Source organism: Veillonella agrestimuris, from assembly GCF_943193065.1.
GTDB lineage: Bacteria > Bacillota > Negativicutes > Veillonellales > Veillonellaceae > Veillonella > Veillonella agrestimuris.
In genome coordinates, this window is record NZ_CALPCS010000010.1 from 1 (window position 1) to 15,322 (window position 15,322).

The 15,322-nt window shown below is 39.8% G+C and carries 14 protein-coding genes and 9 tRNA genes; 20 read left to right on the plus strand and 3 right to left on the minus strand.

Annotated features, from left to right (window positions below):
- Positions 1-262 precede the first annotated feature (262 nt).
- The 10 genes from NFR29_RS05655 (at position 263) to NFR29_RS05700 (ending at position 11,060) form a co-directional block, all read left to right on the plus strand.
- Complete coding sequence (locus NFR29_RS05655; RefSeq protein ID WP_251424398.1) at positions 263-1,129, plus strand: energy-coupling factor transporter ATPase; 867 nt, start codon at positions 263-265, stop codon at positions 1,127-1,129.
- On the plus strand, positions 1,129-1,989 hold the full coding sequence (locus tag NFR29_RS05660) for an energy-coupling factor transporter ATPase (protein ID WP_251424400.1): 861 nt from the start codon (positions 1,129-1,131) through the stop codon (positions 1,987-1,989). The genes NFR29_RS05655 and NFR29_RS05660 overlap by 1 nt, the downstream gene beginning before the upstream one ends.
- Positions 1,979-2,782: an energy-coupling factor transporter transmembrane component T family protein gene (locus NFR29_RS05665; protein WP_251424402.1), complete on the plus strand. Its 804-nt coding sequence runs from the start codon at positions 1,979-1,981 to the stop codon at positions 2,780-2,782. Before NFR29_RS05660 ends, NFR29_RS05665 begins: the two co-directional genes overlap by 11 nt.
- Positions 2,779-3,561 (plus strand): tRNA pseudouridine(38-40) synthase TruA, encoded by a 783-nt coding sequence (gene truA / locus NFR29_RS05670; protein ID WP_251424404.1) that lies wholly within the window; start codon positions 2,779-2,781, stop codon positions 3,559-3,561. Before NFR29_RS05665 ends, truA begins: the two co-directional genes overlap by 4 nt.
- A 286-nt stretch (positions 3,562-3,847) precedes the next feature.
- The gene (locus tag NFR29_RS05675) at positions 3,848-5,599 is read left to right on the plus strand and encodes a 2-oxoacid:acceptor oxidoreductase subunit alpha (RefSeq protein ID WP_338146905.1); all 1,752 of its coding nucleotides are present in this window, start codon (positions 3,848-3,850) and stop codon (positions 5,597-5,599) included.
- Between the two features lies 1 nt (position 5,600).
- Positions 5,601-6,473 (plus strand): 2-oxoacid:ferredoxin oxidoreductase subunit beta, encoded by an 873-nt coding sequence (locus NFR29_RS05680; protein ID WP_251424408.1) that lies wholly within the window; start codon positions 5,601-5,603, stop codon positions 6,471-6,473.
- A 158-nt stretch (positions 6,474-6,631) separates the two neighbouring features.
- The gene (locus tag NFR29_RS05685; protein WP_251424410.1) at positions 6,632-7,516 is read left to right on the plus strand and encodes a prephenate dehydrogenase; all 885 of its coding nucleotides are present in this window, start codon (positions 6,632-6,634) and stop codon (positions 7,514-7,516) included.
- A gap of 68 nt (positions 7,517-7,584) precedes the next feature.
- Positions 7,585-8,634 carry a nicotinate-nucleotide--dimethylbenzimidazole phosphoribosyltransferase gene (locus NFR29_RS05690; RefSeq protein WP_251424413.1) on the plus strand — a complete coding sequence of 350 codons (1,050 nt, stop codon included), beginning with the start codon at positions 7,585-7,587 and terminating at the stop codon, positions 8,632-8,634.
- Complete coding sequence (locus tag NFR29_RS05695; protein ID WP_251424415.1) at positions 8,621-9,730, plus strand: nicotinate-nucleotide--dimethylbenzimidazole phosphoribosyltransferase; 1,110 nt, start codon at positions 8,621-8,623, stop codon at positions 9,728-9,730. Before NFR29_RS05690 ends, NFR29_RS05695 begins: the two co-directional genes overlap by 14 nt.
- Before the next feature lie 235 nt (positions 9,731-9,965).
- On the plus strand, positions 9,966-11,060 hold the full coding sequence (locus tag NFR29_RS05700) for an alpha/beta hydrolase (RefSeq protein ID WP_251424417.1): 1,095 nt from the start codon (positions 9,966-9,968) through the stop codon (positions 11,058-11,060).
- A gap of 135 nt (positions 11,061-11,195) precedes the next feature.
- Here the strand turns inward: NFR29_RS05700 and NFR29_RS05705 are convergent, their stop codons facing one another.
- Positions 11,196-12,071 carry a LysR family transcriptional regulator gene (locus tag NFR29_RS05705; protein WP_251424419.1) on the minus strand — a complete coding sequence of 292 codons (876 nt, stop codon included), beginning with the start codon at positions 12,069-12,071 and terminating at the stop codon, positions 11,196-11,198.
- 222 nt (positions 12,072-12,293) lie between these two features.
- Here NFR29_RS05705 and NFR29_RS05710 point away from each other — a divergent pair, with 222 nt between their 5' ends.
- The 10 genes from NFR29_RS05710 (at position 12,294) to NFR29_RS05755 (ending at position 13,784) form a co-directional block, all read left to right on the plus strand.
- Positions 12,294-12,914: a DapH/DapD/GlmU-related protein gene (locus NFR29_RS05710; RefSeq protein ID WP_251424422.1), complete on the plus strand. Its 621-nt coding sequence runs from the start codon at positions 12,294-12,296 to the stop codon at positions 12,912-12,914.
- 154 nt (positions 12,915-13,068) lie between these two features.
- A tRNA-Gly gene (locus NFR29_RS05715) sits at positions 13,069-13,143 on the plus strand.
- Between the two features lie 4 nt (positions 13,144-13,147).
- Positions 13,148-13,223, plus strand: a tRNA-Asn gene (locus NFR29_RS05720).
- Positions 13,224-13,227: 4 nt separating this feature from the next.
- Positions 13,228-13,303, plus strand: a tRNA-Lys gene (locus tag NFR29_RS05725).
- Positions 13,304-13,307: 4 nt separating this feature from the next.
- Positions 13,308-13,382: transfer RNA gene (locus NFR29_RS05730), tRNA-Glu, on the plus strand.
- 4 nt (positions 13,383-13,386) lie between these two features.
- Positions 13,387-13,462 (plus strand) — tRNA-Val (locus tag NFR29_RS05735).
- A 3-nt stretch (positions 13,463-13,465) separates the two neighbouring features.
- Positions 13,466-13,540: transfer RNA gene (locus tag NFR29_RS05740), tRNA-Gly, on the plus strand.
- A gap of 5 nt (positions 13,541-13,545) precedes the next feature.
- Positions 13,546-13,621, plus strand: a tRNA-Asn gene (locus NFR29_RS05745).
- A gap of 9 nt (positions 13,622-13,630) precedes the next feature.
- Positions 13,631-13,705 (plus strand) — tRNA-Glu (locus NFR29_RS05750).
- Positions 13,706-13,708: 3 nt separating this feature from the next.
- A tRNA-Val gene (locus NFR29_RS05755) sits at positions 13,709-13,784 on the plus strand.
- 93 nt (positions 13,785-13,877) lie between these two features.
- On the opposite strand, the gene NFR29_RS05760 is transcribed toward NFR29_RS05755, so the two are convergent.
- Positions 13,878-14,201 (minus strand): YnfA family protein, encoded by a 324-nt coding sequence (locus tag NFR29_RS05760; protein ID WP_251424423.1) that lies wholly within the window; start codon positions 14,199-14,201, stop codon positions 13,878-13,880.
- A 123-nt stretch (positions 14,202-14,324) separates the two neighbouring features.
- Positions 14,325-15,221, minus strand: a complete 897-nt coding sequence (locus NFR29_RS05765) for a LysR family transcriptional regulator (protein ID WP_251424425.1) — start codon at positions 15,219-15,221, stop codon at positions 14,325-14,327.
- Positions 15,222-15,322: the final 101 nt, after the last annotated feature.

Genomic DNA, 15,322 nt, shown 5'->3' on the forward strand with positions numbered 1-15,322 from the left:
TTTTTTTGCAAAAAAATAATGTTGGTTGTGCCACCTTGATGGTGACACCCCAACATTTATTATAGAACCTTTTTTTTATGCCTCCATATGTGGTACAATCGACTAGTATATATATCGTCGTTAATAGCAGTTATCGCTTATATGAGAGAATGTTAGATTTCTCGTAAAATGAGTTGTACTGTACCTATCAGTAGTTTGTGGTGCGGTGAGTATGAATATGCTTTCATAGACAGCGAAATTGACTTAGAAAGGTACGAAAAGAATGAACACAGAAGATATCATGATTGATGTAGATCATGTAAGTCATATCTATACCGATGAAAATGGCAATGATGTACGCGCCTTAGATGATGTAACTTTATCTATCAAGCGGGGAGAGTTTGTCGCTATTATCGGGACTAATGGGAGTGGTAAAAGTACGTTAGCTAAACATTTTAACGTCTTACTACAGCCTAGCGAAGGTTCCATTACTGTATGTGGTTACGATACGCTCGATACGGATCATATTTGGGATATTCGCCAACATGTAGGGATGGTATTCCAAAATCCAGATAATCAAATTGTAGCGGCTGTTGTAGAAGAAGATGTAGCCTTTGGTCCAGAAAATTTAGGAATTCCTAGTGAAGATATTCGTAAACGCGTAGATGATGCTTTAGCTGCTGTCAATATGACAGATTATGCTGAGCATGGGCCGCATCTCTTATCAGGCGGTCAAAAACAGCGCGTTGCTATTGCAGGGGTTCTCGCTATGAAGCCGGATTGCATTGTTTTAGATGAACCGACGGCTATGCTTGATCCGAAAGGGCGTCAAGAAGTATTGCAAACAGTGCATAAACTTAATAAAGAAGAAGGTATTACTATCGTATATATTACTCATTTTATGGAAGAAGCGGTTACGGCTGATCGCATAGTAGTTATGAAAAATGGCGTTAAGTTGCAAGAAGGTACACCACGAGAGATCTTCACGCAAGTAGATACGTTGAAATCCCTAGGCCTGGATGTGCCAGTAGCGGCAGAAGTGGCGGCTAAATTGCAAGACAAAGGCATGGATTTGCCTAAAGATATCATTACTAATGATGAATTAGGTACTGCTTTAGAATCAGTATTTCATAAAGGAGGAGCACAGTAATGGCTATACAACTAGATTCCATTACCTATACGTACGGTGTAGGGACTCCTTTTGAGAAACAAGCTTTATCGGGCATTTCCCTCTCCATTGAGAATGGAGAATTTCTCGGTATCATTGGTCATACAGGATCAGGTAAATCCACGTTCGTACAACATTTAAATGGTTTATTACATCCAACGACAGGCACGGTTACTGTGAATGGTGTAGATATTAGCGCCAAAACAGAAGAAGCTAAGACGATGCGCCATAAGGTAGGTATGGTATTTCAATATCCAGAACATCAGCTCTTCGAAGAAACAATAGCTCAAGATATTGCCTTTGGGCCTAAAAATTTAGGGTTACCTGATGATGAAGTAGACCGCCGTGTACGGGAAGCCATGCAGTTTGTAGGGCTACATTATGATATTTATGCAGAGCGGTCTCCATTCCATCTGTCGGGGGGACAAATGCGCCGCGTTGCTATTGCTGGTGTTATCGCTATGGAACCGGATTTCCTCGTCCTCGATGAACCATCAGCAGGTCTTGATCCATTTGGACGAGAAGAGATTTTTGAACAAATCATTAAATTACACAAAGAAAAAGGCATCACTGTCATTCTTGTGTCTCACAATATGGAAGATATTTCTCGAATGGCTACGCGCCTTATCGTTCTTGATAAAGGGCAAGTCGTTCTTGATGGTGAACCATTGACGATTTTTAAAGACCATCGCCAAGTGTTGCAAAGTGTCGGTGTCGATGTGCCGCCTGTATCGGTTCTTATTGAATCATTGCGGGAGAGAGGGTTGCCTATTTCTAACGATATCCTCACTGTAGATGACGCAGTAGAGGCAATTGTGGAAGGAGGCCAACATGTTAAATAATATTACGATTGGCCAGTATTTTCCTGGTAATTCCTTCATCCATCGCATGGATCCAAGGGCTAAAATCATTGCTACCACTATTTTTATTATCGCTATTTTCTTAGCTAATACACCGCTTGCTTATGGTATTGTAGGGGCCTTTACAGTAGGCGCTTTATTGCTGTCTCGATTACCGTTGAATCTTTTGTGGCGTTCTGTTAAACCCTTATGGATTATTATCGTTTTTACTATGGGTATTCACATCTTTACGACCCCTGGTGAAAGCCTTTTCTCTTACGGTATCATTAATATTACAGATAAAGGCGTAGCCATGGGTTTACAAATGGGGGCGCGATTGATTTTCTTAATCCTTTTTTCCTCGTTGTTGACCTATACTACATCGCCAATTCGATTGACAGATGGTATAGAACATCTATTATCACCTTTCCGTCGTATCGGTGTGCCAGCCCACGAACTAGCGATGATGATGACTATTGCGTTACGATTTATTCCTACCTTGCTAGACGAAACAGATCGAATTATGAAAGCTCAATCTGCAAGGGGCGCTGATTTTGTCACAGGCAGTCTCATTCAACGGGCTAAAAATATGGTGCCTCTATTAGTGCCATTGTTTATTAGCGCCTTCCGACGTGCTGATGAATTAGCCATTGCTATGGAAGCTCGGTGCTATCGTGGTGGCGTCAATCGAACACGGATGAAAGAATTGACCATTACTCCTATTGATTACATTGGAGTAGGTACAGTAATCCTCGTCACTGTAGTACTCATTGTGTTATGGTGGTTACATCGATGAGAAATATACGAATTATTGTTGCTTATGATGGGACTCACTTAGCAGGGTATCAAAAACAGCCTGCCGATAAAGGCATAACGGTACAAGGCGCCTTAGAAGAAGGACTGTCCAAAATCTGTAATGAACCTATCCAAGTATATGGTGCATCGCGTACAGATGCAGGAGTTCATGCGCGCTTTCAAGTGTGTGCATTCCAAACGTCGGGGAATATTCCTGTAGAGAATATTCCGCGTGCTATGATTGCTCATTTGCCGAAAGATATTGTGGTTGTAGAGGCCATTGAAATTCCCTTAGATTGGAAGCCACGGCATAATATTTTCGGCAAAGCCTATAGTTATACAATTTATAATCGCCTCATTGCGGATCCTTTAACCCATCGCTACCATTGGCATGTGAAGAAGCCTTTACATATAGAAGCTATGCAAGAAGGGGCTCGATATTTAGAGGGGACCCATGATTTTACTACCTTAAAAGGGGCTAACACGACCCCTGTGGATCCAGTGAAGACCATTTATGCGGTGGGGATTACGGAGCACCATGGGCACATTCGGATTGATGTCGTTGGAGATGGATTTCTCTATCACATGGTACGCAATATTGCAGGACTGCTCGTCGATATCGGGTTAGGTCGTATTGATCCCCGTGCAGTACCGCAGTTATTGTTGGCGAAAGACCGCCGGAGAATTGGAAAAACAGCGCCGCCGCAAGGACTGGTATTAGAAGAAATCTTTTTTACTGATTCCTCTATGGAGGCGGCAGTACAAAGGATTAAAGAATAAATATTCTATATAATTTACGACTTTTTTGCGTGTAAAGTATATTAGAGAAATATATTAATCATCCGTAAAAGTAGCAGCCATGCAAATAGGCTGCTCTTTTTATTTATAATTTTTAGTAATGATACGTATATTTAATGCTAATATTATGCGAAATGATACATTGTAAACCCTTATGAGAAGTGATACAATGACAGTATGAGACAGGTTTATTACTTGGCTGTAAGTCAATTGAGTAGGGTATACACTTGTCAGCAGTGGAATTAGTATCCTAAGGAGGGTGAATCTCTTGCAAAAACGTAAAGATTTTATCTGGAAAATGGGTGGACAACAAGGTGAAGGTATTGAGAGTTGTGGCGAAATTATGGCCACAATCCTTGCAAAAGAAGGATATTCTTTATACAGTCAACGTTTGTTCGCATCTCGTATTAAAGGTGGTCACACTACATTCGCATTACGCGTAGCATTAGAGCAAATCATGTCTATCGGTGAAAATATCGACTTCTTATTGGCATTAGACCAAGAAACAGTTGATATGCATGGTGTAGAAGTGCGCGATGGTGGTTATATCATTTGCGATAGCAAAGTGCAACCAGACTTTTCTAAGTATGAAAATGCTAACATCACTTGTTTATCCTTACCAATCTCTGAAACAGCTTTGAAACAAGGCTCTTTGTTGATGAGAAATATCGTAGCATTAGGGATGTCCGTAGCGCTATTGGGCTTTGAAAAACAAACATTCCGCGATGCTATTGCAGCGCGTTTCGCTAGTAAATCGCAAGATATTATTGATAAAAACTTACAAGCTTTTGAAGATGGACATACTCTTGTTATGGAGAATATGGGGGATGTAGACATCGACACATTACCTGTACCTGGTAAAAAAGACCAAATGTTCTTGCTCGGTAACGAAGCGTGTGCTCTGGGTGCCATTGCAGCAGGTTCTCGATTCATGGCGTCTTATCCAATCACTCCAGCTTCTGAAGTTATGGAATATATGATTAAACATATGGATAAATTGGGCGCTACTGTGGTACAAACAGAAGACGAAATCGCTGCTTGTATGACTGCTATGGGTGGCGTATATGCAGGCGTTCGTGGCTTTACATGTACATCTGGTCCAGGTCTTTCCTTGATGGCTGAGTCCTTGTCTATGGCGTCTATGGCTGAACTGCCAATGGTTGTTATCGATGTACAACGTTCTGGTCCATCTACTGGTATGGCTACGAAAGTAGAACAATCCGATATTGATGCGGCTTGCTACAATGCGCATGGCGATTACTCTGGGATCGTTATTGCTCCAACATCAATTGAAGAATGTTTCTATGAGATTCAAAAAGCTTTCAACTTAGCTGAAATGTATCAATGTCCAGTTATTTTCATGCCAGACTTACAACAAGGTTTGAATAAACAATCTGTACCAGCTTTCGATTTGAACCGTGTACCTATTAACCGCGGTAAAATGATGAAAGAAGCCGATCTTCCTGAATTGGTGCAACCAAACTACTTCAAACGCTTTGAATTGACAGAAGATGGTATTTCTCCACGTGTTATTCCAGGCATGAAAAATGGTTTATTCCTTTCCACTGGTTTGGAACATAATGAAGAAGGTAAACCTGCAGAAGCACCAACTATGCACGTTGCCCAAACGGACAAACGTTTCCGCAAATTAGAAACAGTGGCTGATAATTATGAGCCATTCTTGAACAATGCAAAATACGATGAAGCTGATGTTCTCGTTGTAGGTATTGCTTCTAGTCGCGGTGCTATTGAAGAAGCGGTAGCTGAGTTTGATGAAGAAGGGGTAAAAGTAAACCACTTACAATTGCGCCTCATTAAACCGTTCCCAGCTAAACAATTGCAACCATTTATGGATGCTGCTAAAAAAGTAGTTGTTGTTGAACACAATAAAACAGGACAATTAACGAACTTGTTCAAGATCAACATGCATAAGAAATCTAAAATTTCTAGCTGCTTGAAATACGATGGCAATCCATTCACAAAAAGTTATGTGAAACATGCGATTAAGGAGGTCCTATAATATGACAACAGCTAAAGATTACAGAAACGATATTCGTCCTAACTGGTGTCCAGGCTGTGGCCATTACGGCGTCCAAGCTGCTATCACTGATGCAGTTGCAGCTAAGAATATTGCACCAGAAAAATTAGCCGTTATTTCTGGTATCGGCTGTTCTAGCCGTATCGGTGGTTATTTCTATGCTTATGGTGCGCATACCACACATGGTCGTGCACTTCCTTATGCACAAGGTGTGAAATTAGCGAATCAAGATTTAGAAGTGATAGCTTGTTCTGGTGACGGCGATGCGTTCGCTATCGGTATGGGTCATACTATTCATGCGTTCAAACGCAACGTAAATATGACATATATCGTAATGGATAATCATGTATATGGTTTGACAAAAGGCCAAGCGTCTCCTCGTTCTGATATCGGTTTTGTGACAAAAACGACACCACATGGTGCATTTGAAACACCATTATCTATTTGTGAAACAGCAATCGCAGCAGGTGCTACATTTGTAGCTCAAAGCTATATGATCAACCGCGCTGAATTAGTGGATTTGATTCAACAAGCGATGGATCATGAAGGTTTCTCTTTTATCAATGTATTTAGCCCTTGTGTAACATACAACAAACACAATAGCTATGATTGGTTCAAAGAGCACTTAACTACATTGCCAGAAGGTTACGATCCAGCTGATCGTGCTAATGCATTGAAAGTATTAGGTGATACAGAAGGTCTTGTGACTGGTTTGATTTACCAAGACACAAGTCGTCCTTCCTTTGAAAAAGCATTGGCTGCAGCCAATGGTGGTATGCATCCGCGTCCATTAACAGAAGACGTAGTGAAACCAGATCAAGCACTATTTGATAGCCTTTGCGATGAATTCAAATAATATGTACATAATACGTAGAGATACATGGGTTATACATCGCTCTTCACGATGTAATGAAAACCTTTGTAAATCTGCTACAAAACGTGCCCTAATAGGGCACGTTTTTATGTTATAATAAAGACAAAGTCTATAGAATTATAAGAATATGAGGATATGCTATGGGGAAAACAGTCGGTATTATAGGATTAGGATTGCTGGGAGGCTCTTTGGCGAAGGCCTTAAGTGCCTATACAGATTACAGTGTAGTAGGCTATGCACGCCGTCGTGAAGTTTGTGAGGCGGCATTACAAGACGGTGTTGTAAAACATGCTTATACGGAGATTGAGCCCTTATTAGAAGAGTCAGATATCATTGTTTTTTCCTTGCCACCAGATACAAATGCGGCGTTATTTAAGGAAATAGCACATCTTTTAAAACCGGGACAAATTATTACTGATGTATCGAGTGCGAAGGAAAACTTTGCAAAAGCCGTTTATGAATCTATTCCAGAAGGGGTTGTCTTTGTTTCCGTTCACCCTATGGCAGGTTCTGAAAAAGGTGGTTATGAAGTATCTCATAAAAATCTATTTAAAGGGATGGGTTGGATTATATTAGAAGATCCATCTTCTCCGGCTTATAGTGCTACTGTCGCTCAAGAGCTAGAAGATATGGGACGTGCGTTGGGTTCTCGCATCGAACGAGTAGGGTTGTATGAACATGATGAGTACCTGGCTATGGTCAGTCATACACCACATTTGATGGCTTCTATGATTACCAACATTGCTGGAGGTGATGAATTAGGAGAGTTGCGCATGCGTTTATCAGCTGGTGGGTTCCGTGATTCTACTCGCGTAGCAGGCGGCTTGCCAAGCATGTGGCGAGAAATCATTTATGGCAACAGAAACAATGTATTAAAAGGACTTTCACAAATTGAAAAAGAAATGGAATACGTAAGAACATTGTTGTTAGCTGACGATAATGGAGAAGCGTTAGAAGAATATCTTGAAAAATGCCGAGATATTCGTAATAAATTGCCGTACTTAACGGGCCAATTAAGGAAATAAAGGCATAATAGTAATGAGAGACTTATTAATAATATACAGGCATTAACGGGTTATTTAAGGGAGGACGTATGGGACTTTTAGAAACCACCTGTGAACGTATAGAAAAGCGAAGTACTGACATTGAAGAATCTATTATAGAGGCTTGGCACACGGTAGGTGGCACAGTGGCTTATGGCAAACTTGTTCCTATAGTGGCACAATACGCAGCGGCTACAGGGCAGGTGGATGTACAGATTCCAAAACCCTGTATGATTATTGCTTCTGCAGATCACGGCGTAGCTGATATGGGGGTTAGCGCTTATCCTAAGGAAACAACGATTGGTATGACTCAAAACTATTTAATTCCTAAAGGGGCTGGTGCTAATTCTTTGGCTAACTATTGTGGTGCTGATATGGAAGTCATCGATATGGGCGTAGCTGCCGATATGTCATGGGTGCCGGGACTGCGTATTCATAAACTTGGTATGGGAACTAAGAACTTCGTAGAAGAGCCTGCTATGACACGGGAGCAAGCTATAGAAGGTATTGAAGCGGGTATTGCTTTAGTAAAAGAAAAAATACAAGAAGGCTATAATGTATTTCTTGTTGGTGAAATGGGCATTGCTAATACGACTGCTAGTGCTTTGATGACGGCAAAATTTGCTGGGTTGACTGCAGAAGAAGCAACTGGTAGAGGCAGTAATATTTCCGACGAACGGTTGAAGTTAAAACAACGGATTGTTCACGATGTATTAGAAAAATATAAAGATATCGATAAAAACGATGGCATAGGTATATTATCGGCTGTAGGGGGCTTTGAATTCGCTTGTATTGTGGGCATTATGTTAGGTGCAGCAGCACATAAAGCATTAGTTATTATTGATGGTTTTAATACAAGTGCTTGTGCACTGGTGGCAAAATCAATAGAACCTAATACGATGGATTATATTATGGCATCCCATTTATCGGCTGAAAAAGCAGCTAAATCGGCATTAGATAATCTAGGATTAGAGGCCTATGTAGATTTGAAATTATGCCTTGGTGAAGCGTCAGGAGGATCTATCCAAATGGGAATGCTTGATTTAGCAGTACGTATGTATTTAGCATTACAAGGAGGCGTATCGTATGAAAGCATTTAATATTGAACCCTTACATACGCCTTCTATGGAAGCGTGTCGTTTGCGTATTGATAATTTGACGAAACCCTTATATAGTCTGGCAATGTTAGAGAAAATGGCAGAGCGTATGGCTGGAATCTTGGCAGTACCTAAGCCAAATCATTTAAAATACGGCGTGTTTATTGTTGCTGCTGATCATTTAGTAGATCCTTTGCATAACGCCACTGAAGAATCTCCTAGTTTGACTACGATACAGCGATTTTCTGAAGGACGCACTGCTACACAAGGGGCAGCTGCTAAATTAGAAGCTCCTGTTTATGTGGTTAACGTGGGACTTGCACAAGATACGACTGCTATGCCTATGATTGATACACACATAATTAAAAACGATAATTCTGAGGCTTATACACATACTTTGCGTATTGATGAGTTAGACCGAGCATTAGAATTAGGTAGATTTTATGCGGATAAACTACATGATGAGGGTATTGAAGTTGTAGCTCTTGGAAATATCGGTGAGGGAGCTTATATAGACGCTCTGATTGCCACAATGGCCATTATTGGAGCTGATTATGAACTGTGGCTTTCAGAAATAAGAACTATGCAAGAGTCTGAGCGTTTCACTGTAAAGCAGGGGTTAGAGTACATTCAATCCTTTTGTGAGGCACATAATACTTCATATTGGTCTAGCCTTGATTTTGAAAGCCGCATGAGTGCTGTACGGAACATACTCGCTGTAGCTGGTGGTGTTGATATTGCAGTGCTCGTTGGAATTATTTTAGGCGCAGCAAGTCATCGAATGGCTATCGTTTTTGATAATGCTATTACTGGTGCTGCTATATTAGCAGCGATTACGATAGAACCATTAGTGAAAGATTATGTGTTTCCATCAGCACTTTATGATGAGCCTATTCACAGAGAACAGTGCCGTTATTTACAACTAGGACCATATTTGCATTATGATTTGCACATTGATGAAGGCCTAGGAGCTACTATGGGATTATCCGTTATTGATGCGGCTATGCATATGCTTAACGATATGAAAACATTCGTAGAAGCAGAAGTACGGGCTGCAGAAGATGGCGATGGAGCAGTGTTACAAGAAGATATAAAATAAATAAAAAAATATATATTGAGTTAATGGTAGGCTTTATGGATCCTTGATAGGGATAGAATTAAATGGTATTTAGTTCTATCCCTATTTTTTGTATTTGATATAGCTTAAAATAATACCTGGATATTAAACATAATAATTTGTTATATCTTTATGTTTGAATTATACTAATTACATCAGAAGGAACTGATAAGATAAGCATTAATTATCTATTGAATTGTATATAATTGGAGGAACTATGAAAGGGTTAACAAAAATAGCAATTTTAGCATCTGTCTTGGCATTTGGTAGTGGAATCGGTGGTGCATCATATGCGGCTGTGCCAGTACCTATTACAGAAATGAAACATGTAAAAGAGGTAAATGTAGTTGAATCATGGGATAAAGTGTTCGAACAAAATCAAGATGTGGCACATGAAAAAGTACAATTTAAGAATCGATATGGTGTAACTTTAGTTGGTGATTTGTACATGCCTAAATCTGTTAAAGAAGGCGATAAATTACAAGCAATTGCCATAGCAGGGCCTTTTGGGGCTGTAAAAGAACAAGTGTCTGGCTTGTATGCACAGGAGCTAGCTAGTCGAGGTTTTGTGACATTAGCTTTTGATCCTTCTTATTCTGGTGAAAGTACAGATGGTGAAGTAAAGAATATTGTGTCTTCAGAAATATATACAGAAGATTTTAGTGCAGCTGTCGACTTTTTAGGGATACAGAGTTTTGTAGATCGTGATGAAATTGGTGTACTTGGTATTTGTGGTTTAGGTGGATTTGCTTTAAATAATGCTGCTATGGATACACGCGTAAAGGCCGTAGCAACAAGTGTGATGTATGATATGCCTAGGGTTATACAAAATGGATATAATGACAGTAACAAAGATAGTCGGGAAAGCTTATTGAAAGTAATTAATGAAGATCGTTGGAGTGAAGCAGAATCAGGGGAACTAAAAGATGGTCCAAGAATCAATCCTGAACCATCTGAAAATGCACCGCAATTTATAAAAGAGTACTATGATTATTATAGAACATCTCGTGGTTATCATGAACGTTCCGTCAATTCATCAGGGGCTTTCAAACAGGCGAGTATGTTATCCATATTGAATACAAAAATTAATGAATTTAGCGATTCTATTAATCCTCGGGCGGTACTTATTGTAGCTGGCGAAAATGCTCATTCGAGATATTTTTCGGAAGATGCTTATAATGCATTAGGAGATAATAAAAATAAAGAGCTTTACCTCGTGCCTGATGCGGTTCATGTCGATTTATATGATAATACAGAAAAAATTCCTTTCCATAAATTCTCTGAATTTTTCCATAACAATCTAAGAAAATAGAAGACTGTATATGTGAATGTCCCTATACGATGTGCCGTATAGGGACATATTATTAAATATAAGAGTAGTCATAAGTATATTTAGAGCTACATATTATAGAACAGATGAGGCCTATTCTAATAGACAGATGTTATGTTATTCATTAATAGACTTTTGGATGTTTGAAATAAAATAACTCCCAATGTTAGAGAGCGTAGTATTCTTTTTCCAAATTAATTTGCAAGGTACTGTCAAGGCTGGTTGTAATGGTATAGAGATTAAGTCTGATTCCCTTGTATTGATGATGCCATCAATGGACAGTGCTGAACCAATTCCAGCTTTTACCATAAGGGTCGCGTTGTAGAGTAAGTTATAGGTACCGACAATTTGTACTTCATCGAGAGTACGACCAAACCATTCACTTAAAGATACATCTATATTTGTTTGTTCCGATATGATTAAAGGTTCATTGAATAGTAACTCTTTTGTAATTCTTGGATGGTGTGCTAAGGGGGCATCTTTATGGGTCAGCAAAATCCAGTGATCTTCATAGGGCAAGGAGAGATAATTATATTTTCTCGTATCTACATCACCCATTGTGACGGCGAACTCAATATTACCTGTGTCAAGGTGGTGTAAGATATTATCTGCATTGCCACTTGTAAAATGGAGCGTTACTCGAGGATAGTCCTTTTGTATTCTTTTTATAATGGAGAATAGCCACTCATTATGTTGTGTTTCAGCGCCACCTAAGCGGAGTTCACCAGTTATATCTTCCGTATATTGAAGATTAGTAACTGTTGTTGATACAAGGGAGAGTATTTCTTTTGCTTTGCTAAAGAAATACTCTCCATCATGGGTCAGCATGATACCCCGATTAGTTCGTTCTAATAGGGTAGTACCCAGTTCCTCTTCTAATTCTTTGAGTTGAATTGATAAGGTTGGTTGCGTAATATGGAGTCGTTGCGCTGCTTTTGTCATACTTTTTTCCGTAGCGGTGACGACGAAATATTCTAATACACGTAATTCCATAACTCTCTCCTTAATAGCAGGTAGTTGGTATTGTAATAATATCTAGATTTGGTATTGTAATAGTATCTAGATATAGAAAAATATAATAGGCATAACTATTATATAATAAAAACATATGGCTGTAGAAACAGATCATATTATTTAACCACACATTATTAGAATCGTTTAGTAGTAAATTAAAATGATAGACGTTAATAATAGTTAGAAAGCATGGTGTTATAAATGGGGCAGGTAGAAACAACTTTGTTAGAGAAAGAATTATTGCAAGCATTAGGTCATAATAGACAATGGTTTGAGCTTATGAAGAATAAAACATTAGATATCGCTGTAGGGGCGGATCTATATAATGCATTGCATATGATCGTAGAAATTTCTATGGTAGAAAATTATGAATTGAATCAAATGAAGCCAGTACAAAGTTTGGTTCGGGATAGTTTATCGCGCTTATGGAATGATGTGGTTCATGAAACGGTTCATGTTCATACGCCATTCCATACTGACTTTGGGAAGCATACAATTATAGGACAGCATGTATTTATTAATAAAGATGTATTCTTTACTGATTTAGGCGGCATATGTATCGAGAATTATGTATTAATTGGTCCTCGAACTACGTTAATTACCGTTAATCATGGGGTAGAGCCAAGTCGAAGACGGGGGTTATTAATTTCTCCTATTCATATTAAAGAAAATGCCTGGCTTGGCGCCAATGTTACAGTGTTACCAGGCGTGACAATCGGAGAGAATGCTGTTATTGGTGCCAATAGTGTAGTTACAAAAGATGTTCCTCCAAATACTGTCGTAGTGGGGACACCAGCAAAAATTGTTAAAAATATAGAATGAGAGATTATTAAATCTGAAGAATAAAGATATTACCTTTATATTTTATAGAAAACTTGTTGACACCTACTTGATAACTTGATATTATTATAAGGCAGTCGAAACTGACGTATTCATGTAGACTGTTTTGATGATTGTAATATCGTCATACCACATTGCGGGAATAGCTCAGTGGTAGAGCACCGCCTTGCCAAGGCGGGGGTCGCGAGTTCGAATCTCGTTTCCCGCTCCATTGTTCCTCGATAGCTCAGTCGGTAGAGCAATCGGCTGTTAACCGATCGGTCGTAGGTTCGAGTCCTACTCGAGGAGCCAATTTGACTCACTAGCTCAGTTGGCAGAGCACCTGACTTTTAATCAGGGTGTCCCGCGTTCGAGTCGCGGGTGAGTCACCAACATGGCCCGTTGGTCAAGAGGTTAAGACACCGCCCTTTCACGGCGGTATCCCGGGTTCGATTCCCGGACGGGTCACCACTATGGACGATTAGCTCAGCTGGGAGAGCGCCTGCCTTACAAGCAGGATGTCGGCAGTTCGATCCTGTCATCGTCCACCATCTGCGGGAATAGCTCAGTGGTAGAGCACCGCCTTGCCAAGGCGGGGGTCGCGAGTTCGAATCTCGTTTCCCGCTCCAAATGTTCCTCGATAGCTCAGTCGGTAGAGCAATCGGCTGTTAACCGATCGGTCGTAGGTTCGAGTCCTACTCGAGGAGCCAATTTCATATGGCCCGTTGGTCAAGCGGTTAAGACACCGCCCTTTCACGGCGGTATCCCGGGTTCGATTCCCGGACGGGTCACCACATGGACGATTAGCTCAGCTGGGAGAGCGCCTGCCTTACAAGCAGGATGTCGGCAGTTCGATCCTGTCATCGTCCACCAAAATAAAGGACTATCTTTCGATAGTCCTTTTTGCTTATTTTCTTATAAGTCTGTATTTATTTTATTTGCCTATTTGGGGACTTGGGGAATACTTTATCTTGGGGCGTACATAATGATATAGACTCCAATGAGGCAAATGAGGCTGCCAATTACATCGTACGTATCAGGGCGAATGCCATCTACGAGCCAGCCCCAAAGCACAGATAAAATAATAAAAACTCCGCCATAGGCAGCATAAACTTTGCCAAAGCTAGTCACTGGTTGTAGGGTAGGGATAATTCCATAGAGTATTAAGATGATGCCGCCCACTAAAAAATAGAGTGGCCCTTTGTCGGCTTTCATATAGAGCCAAATTAAATAGCCGCCGCCGATTTCGGCGAGCCCTGCTAAGAGAAAGTAGAGAATCGATAGTAACATAATACCTCGCGTTAACTATAATGATTAAGTATGTATACCTTTAGGTGTTTATAGGAACAGCTTATCAAAGTCTGGATAAAAAGAAAAGCCATCTCTCAAGAGATGGCTTTTTGTGTATTGTGATTATAATTCATCTGGGTTTTGTTGTACATAATCCATAAAGGTATTCATAGTCTCCGTTTTGGAGTTATTTTTCTTGTATGCAAAGCAAGCTTGTAATTTTAATGGTTTTTCTAATGATAAGAAACCATTTTTAATATTTAAAGATTCTAAAATTTGCCGTGCCACAATGCAGCCAGAATTGTTTTTGTCGCAATAGTCGATCATCGTATATGGGTTAGAGAGACGACTACCGCGGACATGTAAGTTTTGTTGGCCGTTAGAAATATAGGATTTTAATGTGCGGTACATGAAATATTTCGGAGGATACATGGATAAAGGAAATTGTAATATATTTTTAACAGACGCTACTTTTACTTTATCAATTAATTTAGGTGCATAATAGACGAATTCATCTTCTCGTACTGCCTTAGATTCGTATAAGGACATATCCTTGTTGTTTGGTAAATAGAGAAGGGCAATATCAATGCGATTTTCTCGTAAATCTAATAAGATTTCTTCCTCCTCCATGTCATAAATGGACACAGAAAATTCCGGATGGTTTTCGAAAAAGTGAGATACGTACCCATTGAGTCGGATATCACCTAAACTACGAAGGACGCCTATATTTAGAACGGGGCGTTCTACTTTGCTCGCTAAACGAATAGATTGTATGGCTCGTTCTAATGTGTCTAGGACGAGTTCTGCTTCTGGCAAAAATAATTCCCCTTCTGGTGTGAGACGACTACCGCGGGTCGATCGGGAAATCAGTTTAACCCCGACGAGGCGCTCTAATTTTTTCATTTGCGCACTGAAAGCAGATTGTGTAATGTTCATTGTTTGTGCAGCTAAAGTAAAACTGCCTGTTTTATTATAGGTAATAAAACTTTGTAACTCCTGTATTGTTGGTAATTCTTTCATATTAGTACCCCAATTCAATCATAAGATTCCAAATTCATATATATTACCTTGCTATATTTATTGTATCATAGGAGCATTGTTTTTTTTACATAAATCTGTAT

Bases quoted from the DNA above. Each gene is read 5' to 3' on its own strand.
- NFR29_RS05655 (WP_251424398.1), top strand. From the start codon at position 263: ATGAACACAGAAGATATCATGATTGATGTAGATCATGTAAGTCATATC.
- NFR29_RS05660 (WP_251424400.1), top strand. From the start codon at position 1,129: ATGGCTATACAACTAGATTCCATTACCTATACGTACGGTGTAGGGACT.
- NFR29_RS05665 (WP_251424402.1), top strand. From the start codon at position 1,979: ATGTTAAATAATATTACGATTGGCCAGTATTTTCCTGGTAATTCCTTC.
- truA (WP_251424404.1), top strand. From the start codon at position 2,779: ATGAGAAATATACGAATTATTGTTGCTTATGATGGGACTCACTTAGCA.
- NFR29_RS05680 (WP_251424408.1), top strand. From the start codon at position 5,601: ATGACAACAGCTAAAGATTACAGAAACGATATTCGTCCTAACTGGTGT.
- NFR29_RS05685 (WP_251424410.1), top strand. From the start codon at position 6,632: ATGGGGAAAACAGTCGGTATTATAGGATTAGGATTGCTGGGAGGCTCT.
- NFR29_RS05690 (WP_251424413.1), top strand. From the start codon at position 7,585: ATGGGACTTTTAGAAACCACCTGTGAACGTATAGAAAAGCGAAGTACT.
- NFR29_RS05695 (WP_251424415.1), top strand. From the start codon at position 8,621: ATGAAAGCATTTAATATTGAACCCTTACATACGCCTTCTATGGAAGCG.
- NFR29_RS05700 (WP_251424417.1), top strand. From the start codon at position 9,966: ATGAAAGGGTTAACAAAAATAGCAATTTTAGCATCTGTCTTGGCATTT.
- NFR29_RS05705 (WP_251424419.1), bottom strand. From the start codon at position 12,071: ATGGAATTACGTGTATTAGAATATTTCGTCGTCACCGCTACGGAAAAA.
- NFR29_RS05710 (WP_251424422.1), top strand. From the start codon at position 12,294: ATGGGGCAGGTAGAAACAACTTTGTTAGAGAAAGAATTATTGCAAGCA.
- NFR29_RS05760 (WP_251424423.1), bottom strand. From the start codon at position 14,201: ATGTTACTATCGATTCTCTACTTTCTCTTAGCAGGGCTCGCCGAAATC.
- NFR29_RS05765 (WP_251424425.1), bottom strand. From the start codon at position 15,221: ATGAAAGAATTACCAACAATACAGGAGTTACAAAGTTTTATTACCTAT.